Below are 15,693 nucleotides of genomic sequence, written 5' to 3' on the forward strand. Positions count from 1 at the left end.
GTTAGACGGCTTGCAGCCGCTGACACCCGCACCGTCTTCAAAACTGGATAGACAACCCGCCGTCCACCACCAGCACGTGACCGTTCACATACGACGCTGCGGGGGACGCCAGGAACACGGCGGCGCCCGCGATTTCCTCCGGCTCTCCCCAACGCCCCGTCGGATTGCGCGCAGCAACGCGCGGGCCGAACTGCGGGTCCGCGACCATCTCCGCGTTGGTTTCCGTGGCAAACGTCCCCGGCGCGATGGCGTTGCTGGTGATGTGGTGCGGGCCGAACTCCGCCGCCAGCGCCCGCACCATGCCGGTCAGGCCCTGTTTGGCCGCGGGATACACCGCATCGCCCGCGCGTGCCAGTTCCCCCACCACCGACGTGATCGCGATCAGCCGCCCGCCACCCTGGCGCATCATGCGCTCGGCCGCGAACTTGGCCAGCAGCATGCCGGCCACCAGGTCCGTGTCGATCAGTTCGCGGATTTCGGCCGGGCTGGTGTCGCGCAGCGTCTTGCGATTGCGCGCGCCCACGTTGTTCACCAGGATGTCCAGGCGCTCGTGCTCGCTGTCGATGCGTTCGAACGCCTCTGCCATCGCCGCGTCGTTGCTCACGTCAAACGGCAGCGGATGCGCGTCCAGCCCCGCGCCGGTCAGCTCACCCACCGCCGCGTTGACCGCTTCAACATTGCGGCCGTTGATCAGCACGCGCGCACCACAGCCGGCCAGCGCCCGCGCGATGCAAAAGCCCAGCCCACGTGCCGAGCCGGTCACCAGCGCCACCTGTCCCGTCAGGTCGAAATTGCGCAGATACGGAAGTGTCTTCATCAATCGGGCCTCGCTCATTCCCGGAATTCCGGCGCCCAGTGCAAGAGCCGCCGTTCAATCCACGTCACACAATAAACCAGCGCGATGCCGACAATGGACAGCAGCGTCACCGCCGCGAACATGTCGGTGGCGTTCAGCGTCGCCAGCGCGGTGATCATCAGATAGCCCATGCCCGTGGTCGAGCCCACGAATTCCGCCAGCACCACGCCAATCAGCGCAAAGCTGATGGCATTGGGCAGCGCGGCAAACGTCCAGGCCGCCGCCGTCGGAATGCGCACGCGCCACAGGATCTGGCGCGGCGAACCGCCCAGTGTGCGGCAGAAGTCGACAAGCTCCCGTTCCACGCTGCGTCCGCCCTTGTAGGTGTTGAAGAACACCAGAAAGAACACGACGAACCACGACGTGACCACCTTGGATGCCAGCCCGAGCCCGAAGAACATGGTGATGAGCGGCACGAACGCGATCCGCGGCATGGAGTTGAACGCCACGATGAACGGGTTGAACACGTCGGCCAGAAAGCGGCTGCGGCTGAGCGTCATGCCCACCACGAAGCCGCTGCCCACGCCCACCACCAATCCGACAAGCGTGGCCTGCAGCGTCAGCCACAAATGCGGCCAGACTGAACGCGGCCCGGGCTGCAGCCATTCCCACAACCGCACGGCCACGCGCGAGGGCTGGCTGATGAAAAACGGATCGAACAGCGTGTTCTGCGCAAACCACGGGATGCGCGTCAGCGTCTCCCACGAGCCCAGGATGACGGCAAGGATCAGGACCTGCCACAAGGTGATGCGCACGCGGCGTGCGACGGCGGCGCGGCGGTCCAGGCGAAGCTGGTCCTGCAGGGTGTCAGCGGTATCAATCGAGGTCATGACGCGTATCGGTTCAGGCGGCGGCGCGGAACTGCTGGCCCAGCACGCTCCAGAGGCTTTGCACGTGGGAGACGAACTGCGGCGTTTCGCGCAGGGTGAAGACGTCGCGCGGATGCGGGATCCGGATGCGCTCGTCCAGCAGCACGCGGCTGGGCGGGCCGGACAGTACCACCACGCGATCGGACAGCAGGATGGCTTCGTCCAGGTCGTGCGTGACCATCACGATGGTCTGGCCCAGCTTGCGCCAGATCTCCATCAGCTCGCGATGCAGGTGCGTCTTGGTGTGCGTGTCCAGTGCGCCGAAGGGCTCGTCCAGCAGCAGGATGCGCGGCTCGACGGCCAGGCTCATCAGCAGCGCCACGCGCCGCCGCATGCCGCCCGACAACTGATGCGGAAAGGCGTCGGCAAAGGCGCTCAGGTGGCCAAGTTCCAGCAGCTCGGCGACACGCTTGGCGATCCGGTCGGCCGGCACGCCCTGAAACTTCAGCCCCAGCGCCACGTTCTTCCTGACGCTGAACCACGGCAGCAGCGTGTCCTTCTGGAAGATGTAGCCCAGCGCCGGCGGTACCTGTCCATCCACCACACGCCCGTCCACCTTGATGGTGCCCGTGGTGGGACGCAGAAAGCCCGCGATCATGTTCAGCAGCGTGCTCTTGCCGCAGCCGGACGGCCCGACGATGGACACGAATTCGCCTTCGTTGATCGTCAGGCTGACCTCGCCGACGGCGTGCGTCGTGCCCTGGCGCGACTGGTACGCCTTGCCTACCTTGTCCAGCGTAATCATCAAAGGCCCCGGGCCTTGCGCACGAAGCTCATGTTCACGCACTTGGCGTAGGGCACGGTCTTGATTTCTTCGTTCGAGAACTGGCGGCCGTCGCCCATGATGGCCGTCATGCGGTTGTACGCGTCCTCGGTGATGATGTTGTCCTTCAGGAACACCGTCTCCTTGTAGACGCCCAGCGTCTTCTCGATGGCGGGGCGCGGGAAGGCGCTCAGGTAATCGTCGTAGATCACGTCCGTAATTGCGGCCGCGCTGTTCGCCGTGATGAAGTCCTGCGCCTTGACCATGGCGGTCACAAAGGCCTGCACGACCTCGGGACGTTTCTGGATGGTGTCCTGCAGCGTCAACGCCGCGATGCCGGGCACGTCGCCGCCCATGAACTCGTTCCACGACGCTTCCGTGGTGGCGTCGAAAATAGGCACGCCCCAACCTTCCTGGCGCGCCTGTTCCATCATCGACATGGTGGCCATGCTGGCCGCGACCGACCCGGTCTTGAGCGCGCCCAGCATGGTCGCCAGATCGCCCAGCGGGCGGATGTCGACCTTGTCGGCCACGCCGGCCTTCTGCATCAGGTACAGCGCCATCAGCCACGTGCTGGACTGCGGCTGCGTCGCGCCGACGCGCTTGCCCGCCAGGTCCTTTAGCGACTTGATCTTGCCGCTTTCAAAGTCTTCGCGGCGCACGATCACGTTGGCGTAGGTCAGCTTGCGGTCAAAGCCGAACACCAGCGCGGCGGGCTTGCCCGCGATGGTCAGTGCGGGCGCGGCGGTGGCCGCCGTGGCGCCGAACACGATCTGGCCGGCGGCCAGCAACTGGTTGGTGCGCGGACCGCTTTGCGAATTCAGGTACTCGACCTCCAGGCCGCCTTCTCCGAAAAAGCCCTTCTTCAGCGCCACATAACCGGCCGCGAAAAAGGGGTCGATGCTGCCCTGGCCGTACACGACCTTGCCCAGCTTGGGCTGCGCGAAAACGACGCGCCCATTGAGCAGGCTGATGCCGGCAAAGGCGGACGCAGCAGCCAGCACGCGGCGGCGGGTGGTGAAGTCGGAGCTACGGGTCATGTCGTCCTCGAAGTGTCTGGGTTGCAGCTGTTTGGCGTCAACAATACCCCAGCGATTGCTGCCCAACAATGGAAAACGCCCGGTTTCCCGGGCGTTCGGTCTTGCGACGCGGTGCGGATTACGCCGCGGTCTTCTTGGGTGCGGCCTTTTTCACGGCCTTCTTGGCGGCGGTCTTGGTTGCCGTTTTGGTGGCCGTTTTGGCCGCTGCCTTCTTGGCGGGCGCCTTCTTCGCAGCCGTCTTGGCCGCCGTCTTGGTGGCGGTCTTCGTCGCCGTCTTGGCCGGCGCGCGCGCACGGCCCGGCTTCTCGGGGCGCGGCTCGAACTCGAAGCCGACCTTGCCGTCCGGCTGGCGCACCAGGAACGCCTTGAACTTGCGGTTCGTGCGGCTGGAGACAAAGCCGTCCAGCAGATCGGTGCGGCCGTTGGTCAGCAGCTTTTCCATCTGCTCGCGCGAGATCTCCTGCTGCAGGATGACCTTGCCCGACCGGAAATCGCACGACTTCTCGGGGCCGACGGACTTTTCGCAGACGTAGCTCATGCCGTGCTCGAACACGCGCGACTGGCATTTCGGGCATGGGCCCACCGGCGTGTGGCCGGAGAAGTCCACGGCTTCGTTGTCGTCCTCGTCGTTCTGGCCGAAGTCGAATTCCAGCTTGTATTCGTCGCTGATGCGCAGGATGGCGGCGAACGGTCGGCCCATCTTGCTGATGAAGCCTTGCAGCGGACCGATTTCGCGCTTGGCCAGCAGTTCCTCGACTTCCGGCAGTTCGAACGTGCGGCCGCCCGGGTGCTTGCCGATGGAAAAGTCGCAGGCCGTGCAGGCGTAGCGGCGGTAGTTTTCCTTGACCACCGCGCCGCATTTGGGGCACGGCGTAGTCAGCGTGGCGTAGTCGCCCGGCACCGTGTCGCGCTCGTATTCCTTGGCGCGCTTGACGATGACCTGCGTCATCTGCGCGATCTCGCGCATGAAGGCCTCGCGGCCCAGCCCGCCCTGCTCGATCTGCTTGAGCTTGTGCTCCCATTCGCCGGTGAGCTCGGGCGAGGTCAGTTCGGCCACGTCCAGGCCCGACAGCAGCGTCATGAGCTGGCGCGCCTTGGCGGTGGGCACCAGGTCGCGGCCTTCACGGCGCAGGTAGCTTTCGTTGAGCAGGCCTTCGATGATGGCCGCGCGCGTGGCCGGGGTGCCCAGGCCGCGCTCGGACATGGCCTCGCGCAGTTCCTCGTCGTCCACCAGCTTGCCCGCGCCTTCCATGGCCGACAGCAGCGTGCCTTCGTTAAAGCGCGCGGGCGGCTTGGTCGACAGGCCGACGGCTTCGATTTCTTCCGTGCGCACGGTCTCGCCGTCCGCCACGGGCACCAGATTGGCGTCCTCGCCCTGGGCTTCCTTGCCGTAGACGGTCAGCCAGCCCGGATTGACCAGCACCTTGCCGTCCGTGCGGAAGCGATGCCCCTGCACTTCGGTCAGGCGCGTCGTGACGCGGTACTCCGCGGCGGGGAAGAACACCGCCAGGAAGCGCTTGAGCACCAGGTCGTAGAGCTTGGCTTCGGCTTCGCTCAGGTCGTGCGGGATCTGCAGCGTGGGGATGATGGCAAAGTGATCCGACACCTTCTTGTTGTCGAAGATGCGGCGGTTCGGCTTGACCCACTGTTGGCTGACGACGGTGTCGGCATGGCGCGCCAGGCCGCCCACGGCGTTGGACCCGCCCTTGGCCAGCGCGCGCATGGTTTCCTGCACCGTGCTGATGTAGTCCTCGGGCAGGTAGCGCGAATCGGTACGAGGGTAGGTCAGCGCCTTGTGGCGTTCGTACAGTGTCTGCGCCAGCGCCAGCGTGGTCTTGGCCGAGAAGCCGAAGCGGCCGTTGGCCTCGCGCTGCAGCGACGTCAGGTCGTACAGGGCCGGCGACATCTGGCTCGACGGCTTGGATTCTTCGGTCACGCTGCCCGGCTTCTCGCGGCAGGCGGCGACCACGCTTTGCGCGGCGGCGGCCGACCACAGGCGCGATTCGCGCTTTTCGGGATCTTTTTCGTCTTTCTTGAACTGCGGGTCGATCCAGCGGCCTTCGTACAGGCCAGCGGCCGCGACGAAGGTGGCGCGCACTTCCCAGTAGTCGCGCGGCACGAAGCGGCGGATGCGCTCTTCGCGTTCGGCCACGATGGCCAGCGTGGGCGTCTGGACCCGTCCGACCGGCGTCTTGAAGAAACCGCCGTCCTTGCTGTTGAAGGCGGTCATGGCGCGCGTGCCGTTGATGCCAACCAGCCAGTCGGCTTCGGCACGCGAGCGCGCCGCGGCTTCCAGCGGCTTCATCTGCGTATCGTCGCGCAGGTTGGCGAAGGCCTCGCGGATGGCGGCCTGGGTCATCGACTGCAGCCACAGGCGCTGAATCGGCTTCTTCACGCCCGCGTACTGAACGATGTAGCGGAAGATCAGTTCGCCTTCACGTCCCGCGTCACAGGCGTTGATGATGGCGTCCACGTCCTTGCGCTTGGCCAGGCGGACAAGCAGCTTAAGGCGTTCGGCGGACTTCTTGTCGGTCGGGCCCAATTCGAAGGCAGGCGGAATCACGGGCAGGTGCGTGAAGCTCCACTTTCCCTTGACCGGATCGTTGGGCGCGACCAAGCTGAGCAAATGGCCGATGCTGGAAGCGAGCACGTAACGTTCGCTTTCAAAATAGTCGCCCTCGCGCGCAAAGCCTCCCAAGGCGCGTGATATATCAAGGGCCACCGAGGGCTTCTCGGCAATAATCAGCGTTTTATTCATGTGTATCCAGTGGCGGTAGTCCCGCCGTATCAGCGCGGATAATAAGATCGGAGATTCGCCAGATGCAAGTCGGCACTGAAAGCAAAGCGGGATCCGAACTGCACGCTTGGCGTCAATTTTTGTCGCGAAGCACCTTGTGGCTAGGGGTTTTGCTGCTGGGCAGCGCTGCCGTTTGCTGGGTTGCCGCCAACTGGCAGGACATGACAAAAATGCAGCGCTTTGCCGGCGTGCAGGGTCTTCTGGCCGTGTGCGCGCTGGCCGCCGCGTGGACCGGGTTGCGCTTGCGCGCCCGGCCCGGCGTGCGGCGCAGCATCCCCGGCGCGCTGCTGGCGCTGGCCGGCATTCTGCTCGGCGCGCTGCTCGCGCTGCTGGGCCAAACATATCAGACGGGTGCCGATACCTGGGAACTGTTCGCGTGGTGGGCAGTATTGCTGCTGCCGTGGGCGCTTGCCGCGGGCAGCCAGGCGGTGTGGCTGCTGTGGGCGTTGGTGCTCAATCTTGCGGCCGCGCTGTGGCTGGGTGAGCGCGTCTTCACCTGGATGATGATCTTTGGGGGTCCGGGTCTGCCCAGTCTGCTCATGGCCGTCCTGAACCTGCTGATGCTCTTTGGCTGGGAAATGGCCGCGCGCCGCTGGCGCGCCAGCACCGTCTTCGGACCACGAATTCTTGCCGCCATCGCGATCAGCGTGCTGGTCCTGGCCCTGATGTTCGGCGACTCCATCGTCGGCGGGCTGGGCACCTACAACGGCATTGCGTGGGTCGTCGTCACGCTGGGCCTGGGTCTTTACTATCAGCGCGGCCGACGCGATCTCGTCATCCTGGCCATGCTGGCCGCCGGCGTCATCTGCGTGTCGCTGCGCGTCGTGGGCGAATGGCTGTGGCGGCTGGAGCCCGGCGTGTGGGCGGCGCTGCCGCTGGCCGCCTTGCTGATGGCCGAGGCCGTCGTGGCCGCCCGCTGGCTGCGTGGTCTCAGCAACGAAGCGCCGGTGCCAGTGCCCGCCGCAGACGCCGAACCCGCCGGCGCATCGGCCGGCAATGCCGTGGACCCCGCCGATTCCAGCGCGCCCGTCGCCCAGTTGGCCCCCGCCGCCGTGCCGCGCGCCGAGCCGCCCTGGTACGTGCAGTGCCTGCTGGGCTTGTCCGCCTGGCTGGCCACCCTGCTCCTGCTGCTCTTCGTCGCGTTCTCCAATCTGATCACCACCGAAGGCGGCGCGCTGGTCGCCGGGCTGGTGCTGTGCGCCACGGGCGTGGCGGTGCTGCGCAGCGATGCCGGTCCATTCTGGCGGCAATGCGGCACGGCGATGGCCTTCACGGGGCAGATCCTCATCATCTTCGGACTGTCCAGTTCGACGTCGTTCGCCAGCGCCAGCTTCTTCGTGCTTCTGATGGCGGCCGCCGTGTACGCGCTGGGCCCCGACGTGATCCTGCGTTTCCTCAGCGGCCTCTTGATCGCCCTGGCCAGCGCCGCCCTGATCTGGCGCGGCCTGTCGCCCGACCTCATGCAGGAAGACCTGATGGACGCGTGGATCCGCTTCGACGCGACCCGGGCCACCTTCCTGTGGCTGCCCATCGGCGTGATCGGCGCATGGGCGACCGCCGTCATTCTGACCGTCAGCCACCGCGTGGGCGCGCGGCGCGGTCATGCGCTGCAGCCGCTGGCGTGGGCCTTCCTGCTGTCCGTGCAGGGCATGGTCTGGCTGGCGAGCGGCATTTCGGTTATTGAATTGCCCGCCATCTGGCAGTTGGCGCCGCGGACCGCCATCCTGATCGTGGCGGGCGCGCTGCTGCCCATGGCTGCGGCGCTGGCCGTCCTGTGGCCGCGCCGCCGCCTGCTGACCGGCGGCGTCACCTGGGGCGTGCCGATCGGTCTGCTGCTGCTGGCGCTGTTCTGGCTGCCCAGTCCGGGCGTCGGATTCGCCCTGACGTGGCTGTTGCTGGGGTTCGGCCTGAACCAGTCGCGCGTCATGATCTTCGGCGCCGCCAGCCTGCTGGCGTACCTGGGTGTCTATTACTACCAGTTGGAACTGCCGCTGCTGCAAAAGGCGTTGTGGCTCAGCGGCGCGGCGCTCCTGCTGTTCGTCCTGCGCGCCGCGGTGTGGCTGGTGCCGCGCCTGATGCGCACGCAGGCGCCCGTGCAGGCACGCCCGATGCCGCCGGTGTCCCAAGCCCTGCGCTGGCGCACCGCGGCCATTCTGGGCGGTCTGGCGCTGGTGCTGGCGGCGGCCAACTTTGGCATCTGGGAGCGCGAAAAGCTGCTGGCGTCGGGCAAGGTGGTCATTCTTGAGCTTGCCCCGGTCGATCCGCGTTCGCTCATGCAGGGCGACTACATGGCCCTGAATTTCGCGGCCGGGCGCGAAGTGACGCGCTTGCGGCTGGGCGGGGACCGTACCGACGTGGACGGCGTCATGGGGTACGAGCCCGACGGCTACGTGATGCTGACACCGGACGCGCGCGGCGTGGCGCAGCCCGTGCGCATCCAGCCCGATGTTCACCCTCACGCCGAAACCGAAGTGCCGCTGCGCTATCGCGTGCGCGGCAATGGCGTGCGCATCGTGACCAACGCGTGGTTCTTCCCGGAAGGCGAAGCGGCGCGGTATGAAGTCGCGCGTTTTGGCGAGCTGCGCGTGGCCGACGACGGCGAAGCGTTGTTGGTGCGGATGCTGGGGGCGGATCTGCAGCCGTTGTGAACGGAGGCAGCGTTAAGTGTGCCGGGCGTTTCCGGTGGACGCCGGTTTGACCCGGATTCGCGCGGATGCAATCAGTCGCGCAGAGCCGCCGGTCAGCCGGGAAACCGCTCGGCCCAGCGCGCGGTGGCGTCCTGCAGGAATGACGCGACATCCGCAGCGGGCAGCGGCGTAAATCCCAATGCCGCCCACGCGGCCTGCAAGGCTGGCAGCGGCGAGCGCGTGTCGATCGCCGGTGCGCCATTCTGCTTCGACAGTTTCAAACCGCTGACCGGGTCCAGAATCAACGGCACGTGCAGGTAGCGCAGTGGCGGCAATCCCAACAGGCGCCCCAGCAAACGCTGGCGCGCCGTGGAGCTGAGCAGATCGGCGCCGCGCACCACGTCAGTCACACCCTGCGCGGCATCGTCCACCACCACGGCTAATTGATACGCCCACAGCCCGTCGGCCCGCCGCAGCGCAAAATCCCCGACTGCCTGCGCCACGTCTTGCTCCTGCGCGCCGAGCCAGCGATCCTCGAAGCGCTCCAGCCCTTCAGACACGCGCAACCGCCAAGCGCGGGCCTCGCGTCCCGCCGGCAGTCCGTGACGGCAGGTGCCGGGATAAGGTCTTTCGCCATCGGCGCCCGGCGCTGTCTGGCCGCGCAGCGCCGAATCGGCAATTTCGCGCCGTGTACATCCGCAGCCATAGATCAGACCCCGCGCGGCAAGTGCATCAAACGCCGCCTGGTAGGCGTCGGTGCGTTCAGACTGCCAGACGATCTCGCCGTCCCAGACAAGCCCCAGCGCCTGCAACTGCCCCATGATGACGTCCGCGGCGCCCGGCACCGTGCGGGGCGTGTCCACGTCTTCAATGCGCAGCAGCCAGCGCCCACGTTGCGCCCGCGCGTCCAGCCAGCTTGCCAGCGCGGTCGCCAGCGAGCCCGCATGCAGCGGTCCGCTGGGGCTGGGTGCGAAGCGGCCAACGTAATTCAAGGGGACGTAGACAAGACTTCAGCCCGCACAAGTGCGCGGGCTGAGGGGTTGGAAAGTGCGGCGCGTGAACGCGTGCTCAATGCAGCAGGCGCCCGCCTTCTTCGTCGAGCAGCTCTTCGAGGACCAGATTGTCGATCTCGGCTTCCTGGCTCCAGAGAACCATGAGGGCAATGATCTTGATCTTGGAGAGCGGCACGGGCGTTTCCGGCGAGGCCAGGCCCCGGTCGATGACGATCTCGCGAAGGGGCGCGGGCAGCACGCCGGCCGATTCCAGGAAGGCGATGAAGCCGATGGACTCGGTGCCGAGCTGTTGGTATTCGTTATCGGTGTAGATCCGGGTGCCGGACGTGGGCGCCTGGGCCAGGTCAACGCACCGTTCGGTGGTCTCGGCAAGGCCATACAGCCAACCGAGCGCGTCGTCGATGTCCTCGTGCTCGAAACCGGCAGCGGCAAGCCGCTTGGCGAGCACATCGGCAGCAGGACAGGCCTGAGGCGTGTAGTAATTCTCGAACAGATAGACCAGGATATCGAACATATGGCGCAGTTTGTGCCTGTTTGCACAGTCGGCCCGCATATCGGCAGACCAGCAAACATGAATTTTACTTTACGCCGATTTATTTTGCCGGGCAACCGGGGAAAAGGCGGATGTTGTACTACGTCACCTTGCACGCAAGGACGCCTATTTTGCACCCAAATGCTGACAAAATGGCTGATTCAGCAAAAAGGGGCGGTCCCGCGTGGGTCCGCCCCTTTTTTGATCTGCGCGTCCTGCGTTACGCCACCTTGGGTGCGTTCTCCAGTTTCAGGCCCGCCAGCTGGCGGATGAAAACGGGGATGCAGATCACCAACCCGATGATGCCGCTGGTCAGGCCCGGAATGATGGTCAGCAGCGCGCCAATCGTGCACAGCCACCGCTCCCAGCTCTTCATGCCAACCAGCATGAAACGCGACAAGGCCGCCGACAACAACACCAGGCCGACCATGCAGCCAAGCAGGGTCACGAAGAACTCGTACCAGGTGAACCCCTGCACCGAAATCAGCAGCGACGGCGAGAACACGAAGACAAACGGCACGATCAGCTTGGTGATGCCCAGGCGGAATGCCGTGTTCCCGGTCTTGAAGGGATCGCTGCCCGCCATGCCCGCCGCCGCGTATGCGGCCAGCGCCACCGGGGGCGTGATGTCCGCCAGGATGCCGAAATAGAACACGAAGAAGTGCGCCGCAATGGGCTGCACGCCCAACTGCACCAGCGTCGGCGCCGCGACGGCCACCATGATGAGGTAGTTGGCGGTCGTGGGCACGCCGCAGCCCATCAGGATGCAGACGATGCCGGTCATCACCAGCGCCGCGATCAGCGTCAGCGACTGCATGTCCGTCAACGCCTCGGGCAGGAAGATCGCCGCGCCTGCCGCCAGCGCCTGCGAGGCGGCGATCACGATGTACGAGATCTTGAAGCCCACACCCGTCAGCGTCACCACGCCGATCACAATGCCCACCGTGCCGGCCGCTGCGCCGACCGCCAGCGCGTACTTCGCGCCGGTTTCGAAGGCTTCGTACAGGTCGCGCAACCGCAGCCGCGTGTACGGATTGAGGATGCCCACCACGATGCAGCCCGTGATGCCCGCGAAGGCCGCCAGATACGGCGTGCGGCCGCTGGCCAGCATGCCGATCAGCATCGCCAGCGGAATCAGCGTCGGCCAGCGCATCTTGAACGACTGCTTGAGCTTGGGCATTTCCTCGGCGGTCAGGCCGCGCAGGCCTTCGCGCTTGGCCTCGAAGTGCACCTGCATGAACATGCCGAAGAAGTACAGGAACGCCGGAAAAATGCCCGCGATCGCGATCTGCTGGTACGGAATGCCCAGGAACTCGATCATCAGAAACGCGGCCGCGCCCATGATGGGTGGCGTGATCTGCCCGCCCGTGCTGCTGGCGGCTTCCACGCCCGCGGCGAAGTGCCGCGGATAGCCCACGCGGATCATCGCCGGGATGGTCAGCGACCCCACCGTCACGGCGTTCGCCACCGACGACCCCGAGATCATGCCGAACATCGCCGAACCGAACACCGACACCTTGGCCGGCCCGCCCGCATAGCGCCCCGCCACGGTCGAGGCCACATCCAGGAACAACTGGCCCAGCCCGATGCGGGTGGCCAGCACGCCAAACAGCACGAAGTGGAACACGTAGGTTGCCACCACGCCCACCGCCACGCCGTACACGCCCTGGCTGGTCAGATACATGTGATTGACGACCTGCGACCACGTATTGCCCGCGTGCTTGAGCAGACCGGGGAAGTACGGCCCGAACATCGCGTACGCCATGAACACGATCGCGATGATCGGCAGCGGCCAGCCCATCGCGCGCCGCGTGGCTTCCAGAAGGCCGATCAGCAGAATCGAGCCCATCAGCACGTCCTGCGGCAGCGGATTGCCCACGCGGAACGCCAGATCCTCGAAGATGTACGGGATGTACAGCACGGACAATGCCAGCGCGATCGCGATGATCCAGTCGTAGAGCGGAATGCCGCCCGGCGCATACCAGGTCGACTTGGGTTCGCGCTGGTAATGCGACTTGGAAAAGCCGAAGACCAAAAAGATCAGGCTCAGCACGAAGGCCAGGTGCACGCCGCGGTGCGTCGCCTCGCGCAGCAGGCCGAAGCCGGCGGTGTAGTAATGAAAGATCGAGAGGCTGACCAGCAGGCCCGAGACGATCCACGTGGCAGTCTTGTCCAGCGGCCGGAAGCGGATTTCCGAATCGTACTTTTCCGCCAGCTTCTGGGTTTTCTCGTGATCGATTTCCATCGCGGTGATTCTCAAGATGATTCAACAAGCAGGGCCGCACAACGGCGGCCCTGCTCAGATGCGGCGCGAATGTCAGGCGCCGCGGGCGCTTCGGGGGCCTACCCTTACTTCAGCAGGCCGATTTCCTTGTAGAACTTCTCGGCGCCCGGATGGAACGGAATGCCCGCGCCCTTCGTCGCATTCTCGCGCGTGATCAGCTTGCCCTTGGCGTGGCCGGCGTCCAGCGTCTTGCGCGTGGCGTCGCTGTACAGCGCCTTGGTCACCTCATACACCGTCTGCTCGGGGATCTTGGCCGACGTCACCATCTGCGCGTTCACCGAAATCGTCTTGACCTCGGGAATGTTCTGGTAGGTGTTGGCGGCAATGACGTCCGGCGTGAAGAACTCTTGCTTGCCGCGCAGCGCGTCGATTTCAGGACCCACCAGCGACACCAGTTCGATGTTGCCCGTGGAGGCCAGCTCGGCAATGGCGCCGGCCGGCGCGCCGCCCACGAAGAAGAACGCGTCCAGGCCGCCGTCCTTGAGCTTGTCGCCCGCCTGGTTGGGCTTCAGGTATTCGGCCTTCACGTCCTTGTCGGTCATGCCGTACGCGCCCAGGATCAGGCGCACGTCGACCAGCGTGCCGGAGCCCGGCTCGTCCATCGACACGCGCTTGCCCTTCAGGTCGGCCACGCCCTTGATGCCCGAACCCTTGCGCGTCACCAGGTGGATGCTTTCCGGATACAGCGTGGAGATCAGGCGCAGGTCCTGCGCCTTGGGCTTGCCTTCGAACGTGCCCGTGCCGCTATAGGCCCAGAACGCCACGTCCGACTGCGTGAAGCCGGCTTCAAACGAGCCGCCCATGATGCCGTTGATGTTGGCGACCGACCCATTGGAGGCAACCGCCGTGGCGATCAGCTTGCCGGGTTGCGACACCGCGTTGCCGATGATGCCGCCGATCGGGTAGTACGTGCCCGCGGTTCCGCCCGTGCCGATGCGGAAAAACTGCTGGGCTTGTGCCGAGCTGGTGGCGCCGACAGCGGCGACCGCGACGGTCAGGGCGGTGATCCAGTGCTTGAGTTTCATGCGAGCTTCTCCGGTACTTGTTGACAGGTCTGTCGGGTGACGTGGGTCGTCTTGTCATCGCCGGCGCGACAGCGTTACCGAGCCGGAAATGGGCCTCCCCTTGGGGGCCGTTTTCATGATGAAATTCTGTCATGTCGCCCACTGGTAGCCAATGGTTACGGGGCTATCGTTTACCTGGGGGTGAATCGCCCGTTTGGTTATGGGTGGTCCCGCTTTGGTTATGCGCGTGTTACCTCTCAAGCAGTCAGACTACGGAGTCATCAGGATGTCCCAGGAAGTCATACGCGGCATTGCGCTGCCCCCGCCCGCGCAGCCGGGCGATCCCTTGGCCCGCGTCGATACGCCCAGCCTCGTGCTGGACCTGACGCCCTTCGAGGCCAACCTGCGCGCGATGCAGGCCTGGGCCGACCGCCACGACGTCGCGCTGCGGCCGCACGCCAAGGCACACAAGTGTCCGCAGATCGCCCTGCGCCAGCTTGAGCTGGGCGCGCGCGGCATCTGCTGCCAAAAGGTCAGCGAAGCCCTGCCCTTTGTAGCCGCCGGCATCCAGGACATCCACATCAGCAACGAAGTCGTCGGCCCCGCCAAGCTGGCGCTGCTGGGGCAGCTTGCGCGCGTGGCGAAGGTCAGCGTGTGCGTGGACAACGCGCACAACCTGGCGCAGGTGTCGCAAGCCATGGTGCAGGCGGACGCGCAGATCGACGTGCTGGTGGAAGTGGACGTCGGCCAGGGCCGCTGCGGCGTGTCGGACGACGCCCTCGTGCTGGCGCTGGCGCAGCAGGCGCGCAACCTGCCGGGCGTCAACTTCGCCGGGCTGCAGGCCTATCACGGGTCGGTGCAGCATTACCGCACGCGCGAGGAGCGCGCCGAGGTCTGCCGCCAGGCGGCGCGCATCGCCGCGTCCTATGCGCAACTGCTGCGCGAGAGCGGCATCGCCTGCGACACCATTACCGGCGGCGGCACCGGCAGCGCCGAATTTGATGCAGCCAGCGGCGTCTACACCGAATTGCAGGCCGGTTCATACGCCTTCATGGACGGCGACTACGGCGCCAATGAATGGGACGGCCCGCTGGCGTTCCAGAACAGCCTGTTCGTGCTGGCCACCGTCATGAGCAAGCCGGCGCCCGACCGCGTGATCCTCGATGCGGGCCTGAAGTCCACCACCGCCGAATGCGGCCCGCCCGCCATCTTCGGCGAACCCGGGCTGACCTACACCGCCATCAACGACGAACACGGCGTCGTGCGCGTGGAAGCGGGGGCGCAGGCGCCCGACCTGGGCGCGGTGCTGCGACTGGTGCCCTCGCACGTCGATCCCACGTTCAACCTGCATGACGGGCTGGTGGTTGTGCGAAATGGCGTGGTGGAAGATGTCTGGGAAATCGCGGCGCGCGGGTTCTCGCGCTAACGAAAAAAGGCCGGCACGCCGTCAACGTGCCGACCCTTTGATGCAGGCAGCCAGCGCCTACTTGGCCTGGTTCTGGATCTTCTCCCCGCCACGTTCGATATCCTTGCCGGCACCTTCCATCGTGTTGCAGCCGGCGGTCACGGCGGAGATCGCAAGCAGCATCGCAAGCCAAATACGGTTGGTCATTTTCTTCTCCTTCGGGCGTTCGTTGGACGTTGCGGGTGCCACTTGGCAGCCGCGATTACTTGTCCAGCAAGTCCCGTGCCTGATCCTTGGCCTCACCCACATTGCGCTGCACCTTGCCCTCGGCTTTCTCGATTTTTCCTTCTGCCTCAGTCTTGGTGCTGCCGGTCACCTTGCCGGCCGTTTCCTTCACGGCGCCCTTCACTTCCTTGGCGGCGCCCTTGATGCGGTCCTTATCCATGTCATCGCTCCTTATGGCTCAGGTTGCGTGAAACCGCGCCGGAGAAAACTACAAGATT

General features: G+C 65.8%; 13 protein-coding genes. 2 read left to right on the forward strand and 11 right to left on the reverse strand.

Annotation, left to right across the window (positions count from 1 at the left end):
- Window positions 1-37: 37 nt before the first annotated feature.
- The 5 genes from B3098_RS12770 to B3098_RS12790 form a co-directional block, all read right to left on the reverse strand.
- On the reverse strand, window positions 38-817 hold the full coding sequence (locus B3098_RS12770) for an SDR family oxidoreductase (protein WP_175136986.1): 780 nt from the start codon (window positions 815-817) through the stop codon (window positions 38-40).
- Between the two features lie 14 nt (window positions 818-831).
- Window positions 832-1,686 (reverse strand): ABC transporter permease, encoded by an 855-nt coding sequence (locus B3098_RS12775; RefSeq protein WP_191578354.1) that lies wholly within the window; start codon window positions 1,684-1,686, stop codon window positions 832-834.
- A 13-nt stretch (window positions 1,687-1,699) separates the two neighbouring features.
- Window positions 1,700-2,470 (reverse strand): ABC transporter ATP-binding protein, encoded by a 771-nt coding sequence (locus tag B3098_RS12780; protein WP_286896675.1) that lies wholly within the window; start codon window positions 2,468-2,470, stop codon window positions 1,700-1,702.
- Window positions 2,470-3,528 carry an ABC transporter substrate-binding protein gene (locus tag B3098_RS12785; RefSeq protein ID WP_239216321.1) on the reverse strand — a complete coding sequence of 353 codons (1,059 nt, stop codon included), beginning with the start codon at window positions 3,526-3,528 and terminating at the stop codon, window positions 2,470-2,472. Before B3098_RS12785 ends, B3098_RS12780 begins: the two co-directional genes overlap by 1 nt.
- Before the next feature lie 118 nt (window positions 3,529-3,646).
- Entirely contained in the window at window positions 3,647-6,286 is a 2,640-nt protein-coding gene (locus B3098_RS12790) for a DNA topoisomerase III (RefSeq protein ID WP_286896679.1), read from the reverse strand.
- 62 nt (window positions 6,287-6,348) lie between these two features.
- Here B3098_RS12790 and B3098_RS12795 point away from each other — a divergent pair, with 62 nt between their 5' ends.
- The gene (locus B3098_RS12795) at window positions 6,349-8,973 is read left to right on the forward strand and encodes a GDYXXLXY domain-containing protein (protein WP_286896681.1); all 2,625 of its coding nucleotides are present in this window, start codon (window positions 6,349-6,351) and stop codon (window positions 8,971-8,973) included.
- 92 nt (window positions 8,974-9,065) lie between these two features.
- Here the strand turns inward: B3098_RS12795 and gluQRS are convergent, their stop codons facing one another.
- The 4 genes from gluQRS to B3098_RS12815 all read right to left on the reverse strand — a co-directional run bounded on the left by gluQRS (window position 9,066) and on the right by B3098_RS12815 (window position 13,806).
- On the reverse strand, window positions 9,066-9,944 hold the full coding sequence (gluQRS, locus tag B3098_RS12800) for a tRNA glutamyl-Q(34) synthetase GluQRS (protein WP_286896683.1): 879 nt from the start codon (window positions 9,942-9,944) through the stop codon (window positions 9,066-9,068).
- A gap of 76 nt (window positions 9,945-10,020) precedes the next feature.
- On the reverse strand, window positions 10,021-10,479 hold the full coding sequence (locus B3098_RS12805; RefSeq protein WP_056565848.1) for a DUF494 family protein: 459 nt from the start codon (window positions 10,477-10,479) through the stop codon (window positions 10,021-10,023).
- A gap of 238 nt (window positions 10,480-10,717) precedes the next feature.
- The gene (locus tag B3098_RS12810; RefSeq protein ID WP_175136991.1) at window positions 10,718-12,742 is read right to left on the reverse strand and encodes a TRAP transporter permease; all 2,025 of its coding nucleotides are present in this window, start codon (window positions 12,740-12,742) and stop codon (window positions 10,718-10,720) included.
- Between the two features lie 104 nt (window positions 12,743-12,846).
- On the reverse strand, window positions 12,847-13,806 hold the full coding sequence (locus B3098_RS12815) for a TAXI family TRAP transporter solute-binding subunit (protein ID WP_286896688.1): 960 nt from the start codon (window positions 13,804-13,806) through the stop codon (window positions 12,847-12,849).
- Window positions 13,807-14,071: 265 nt separating this feature from the next.
- Here B3098_RS12815 and B3098_RS12820 point away from each other — a divergent pair, with 265 nt between their 5' ends.
- Window positions 14,072-15,211, forward strand: a complete 1,140-nt coding sequence (locus B3098_RS12820) for a DSD1 family PLP-dependent enzyme (RefSeq protein ID WP_286896691.1) — start codon at window positions 14,072-14,074, stop codon at window positions 15,209-15,211.
- A gap of 57 nt (window positions 15,212-15,268) precedes the next feature.
- Here the strand turns inward: B3098_RS12820 and B3098_RS12825 are convergent, their stop codons facing one another.
- A complete protein-coding gene (locus tag B3098_RS12825) occupies window positions 15,269-15,397 on the reverse strand; it encodes an entericidin A/B family lipoprotein (protein WP_279971362.1) in 129 nt (42 codons plus the stop codon).
- A 55-nt stretch (window positions 15,398-15,452) separates the two neighbouring features.
- The gene (locus B3098_RS12830; protein WP_286896693.1) at window positions 15,453-15,635 is read right to left on the reverse strand and encodes a CsbD family protein; all 183 of its coding nucleotides are present in this window, start codon (window positions 15,633-15,635) and stop codon (window positions 15,453-15,455) included.
- Window positions 15,636-15,693: the final 58 nt, after the last annotated feature.

Source organism: Achromobacter sp. UBA2119 (assembly GCF_002331005.1).
GTDB classification, from domain to species: domain Bacteria; phylum Pseudomonadota; class Gammaproteobacteria; order Burkholderiales; family Burkholderiaceae_B; genus Achromobacter; species Achromobacter animicus.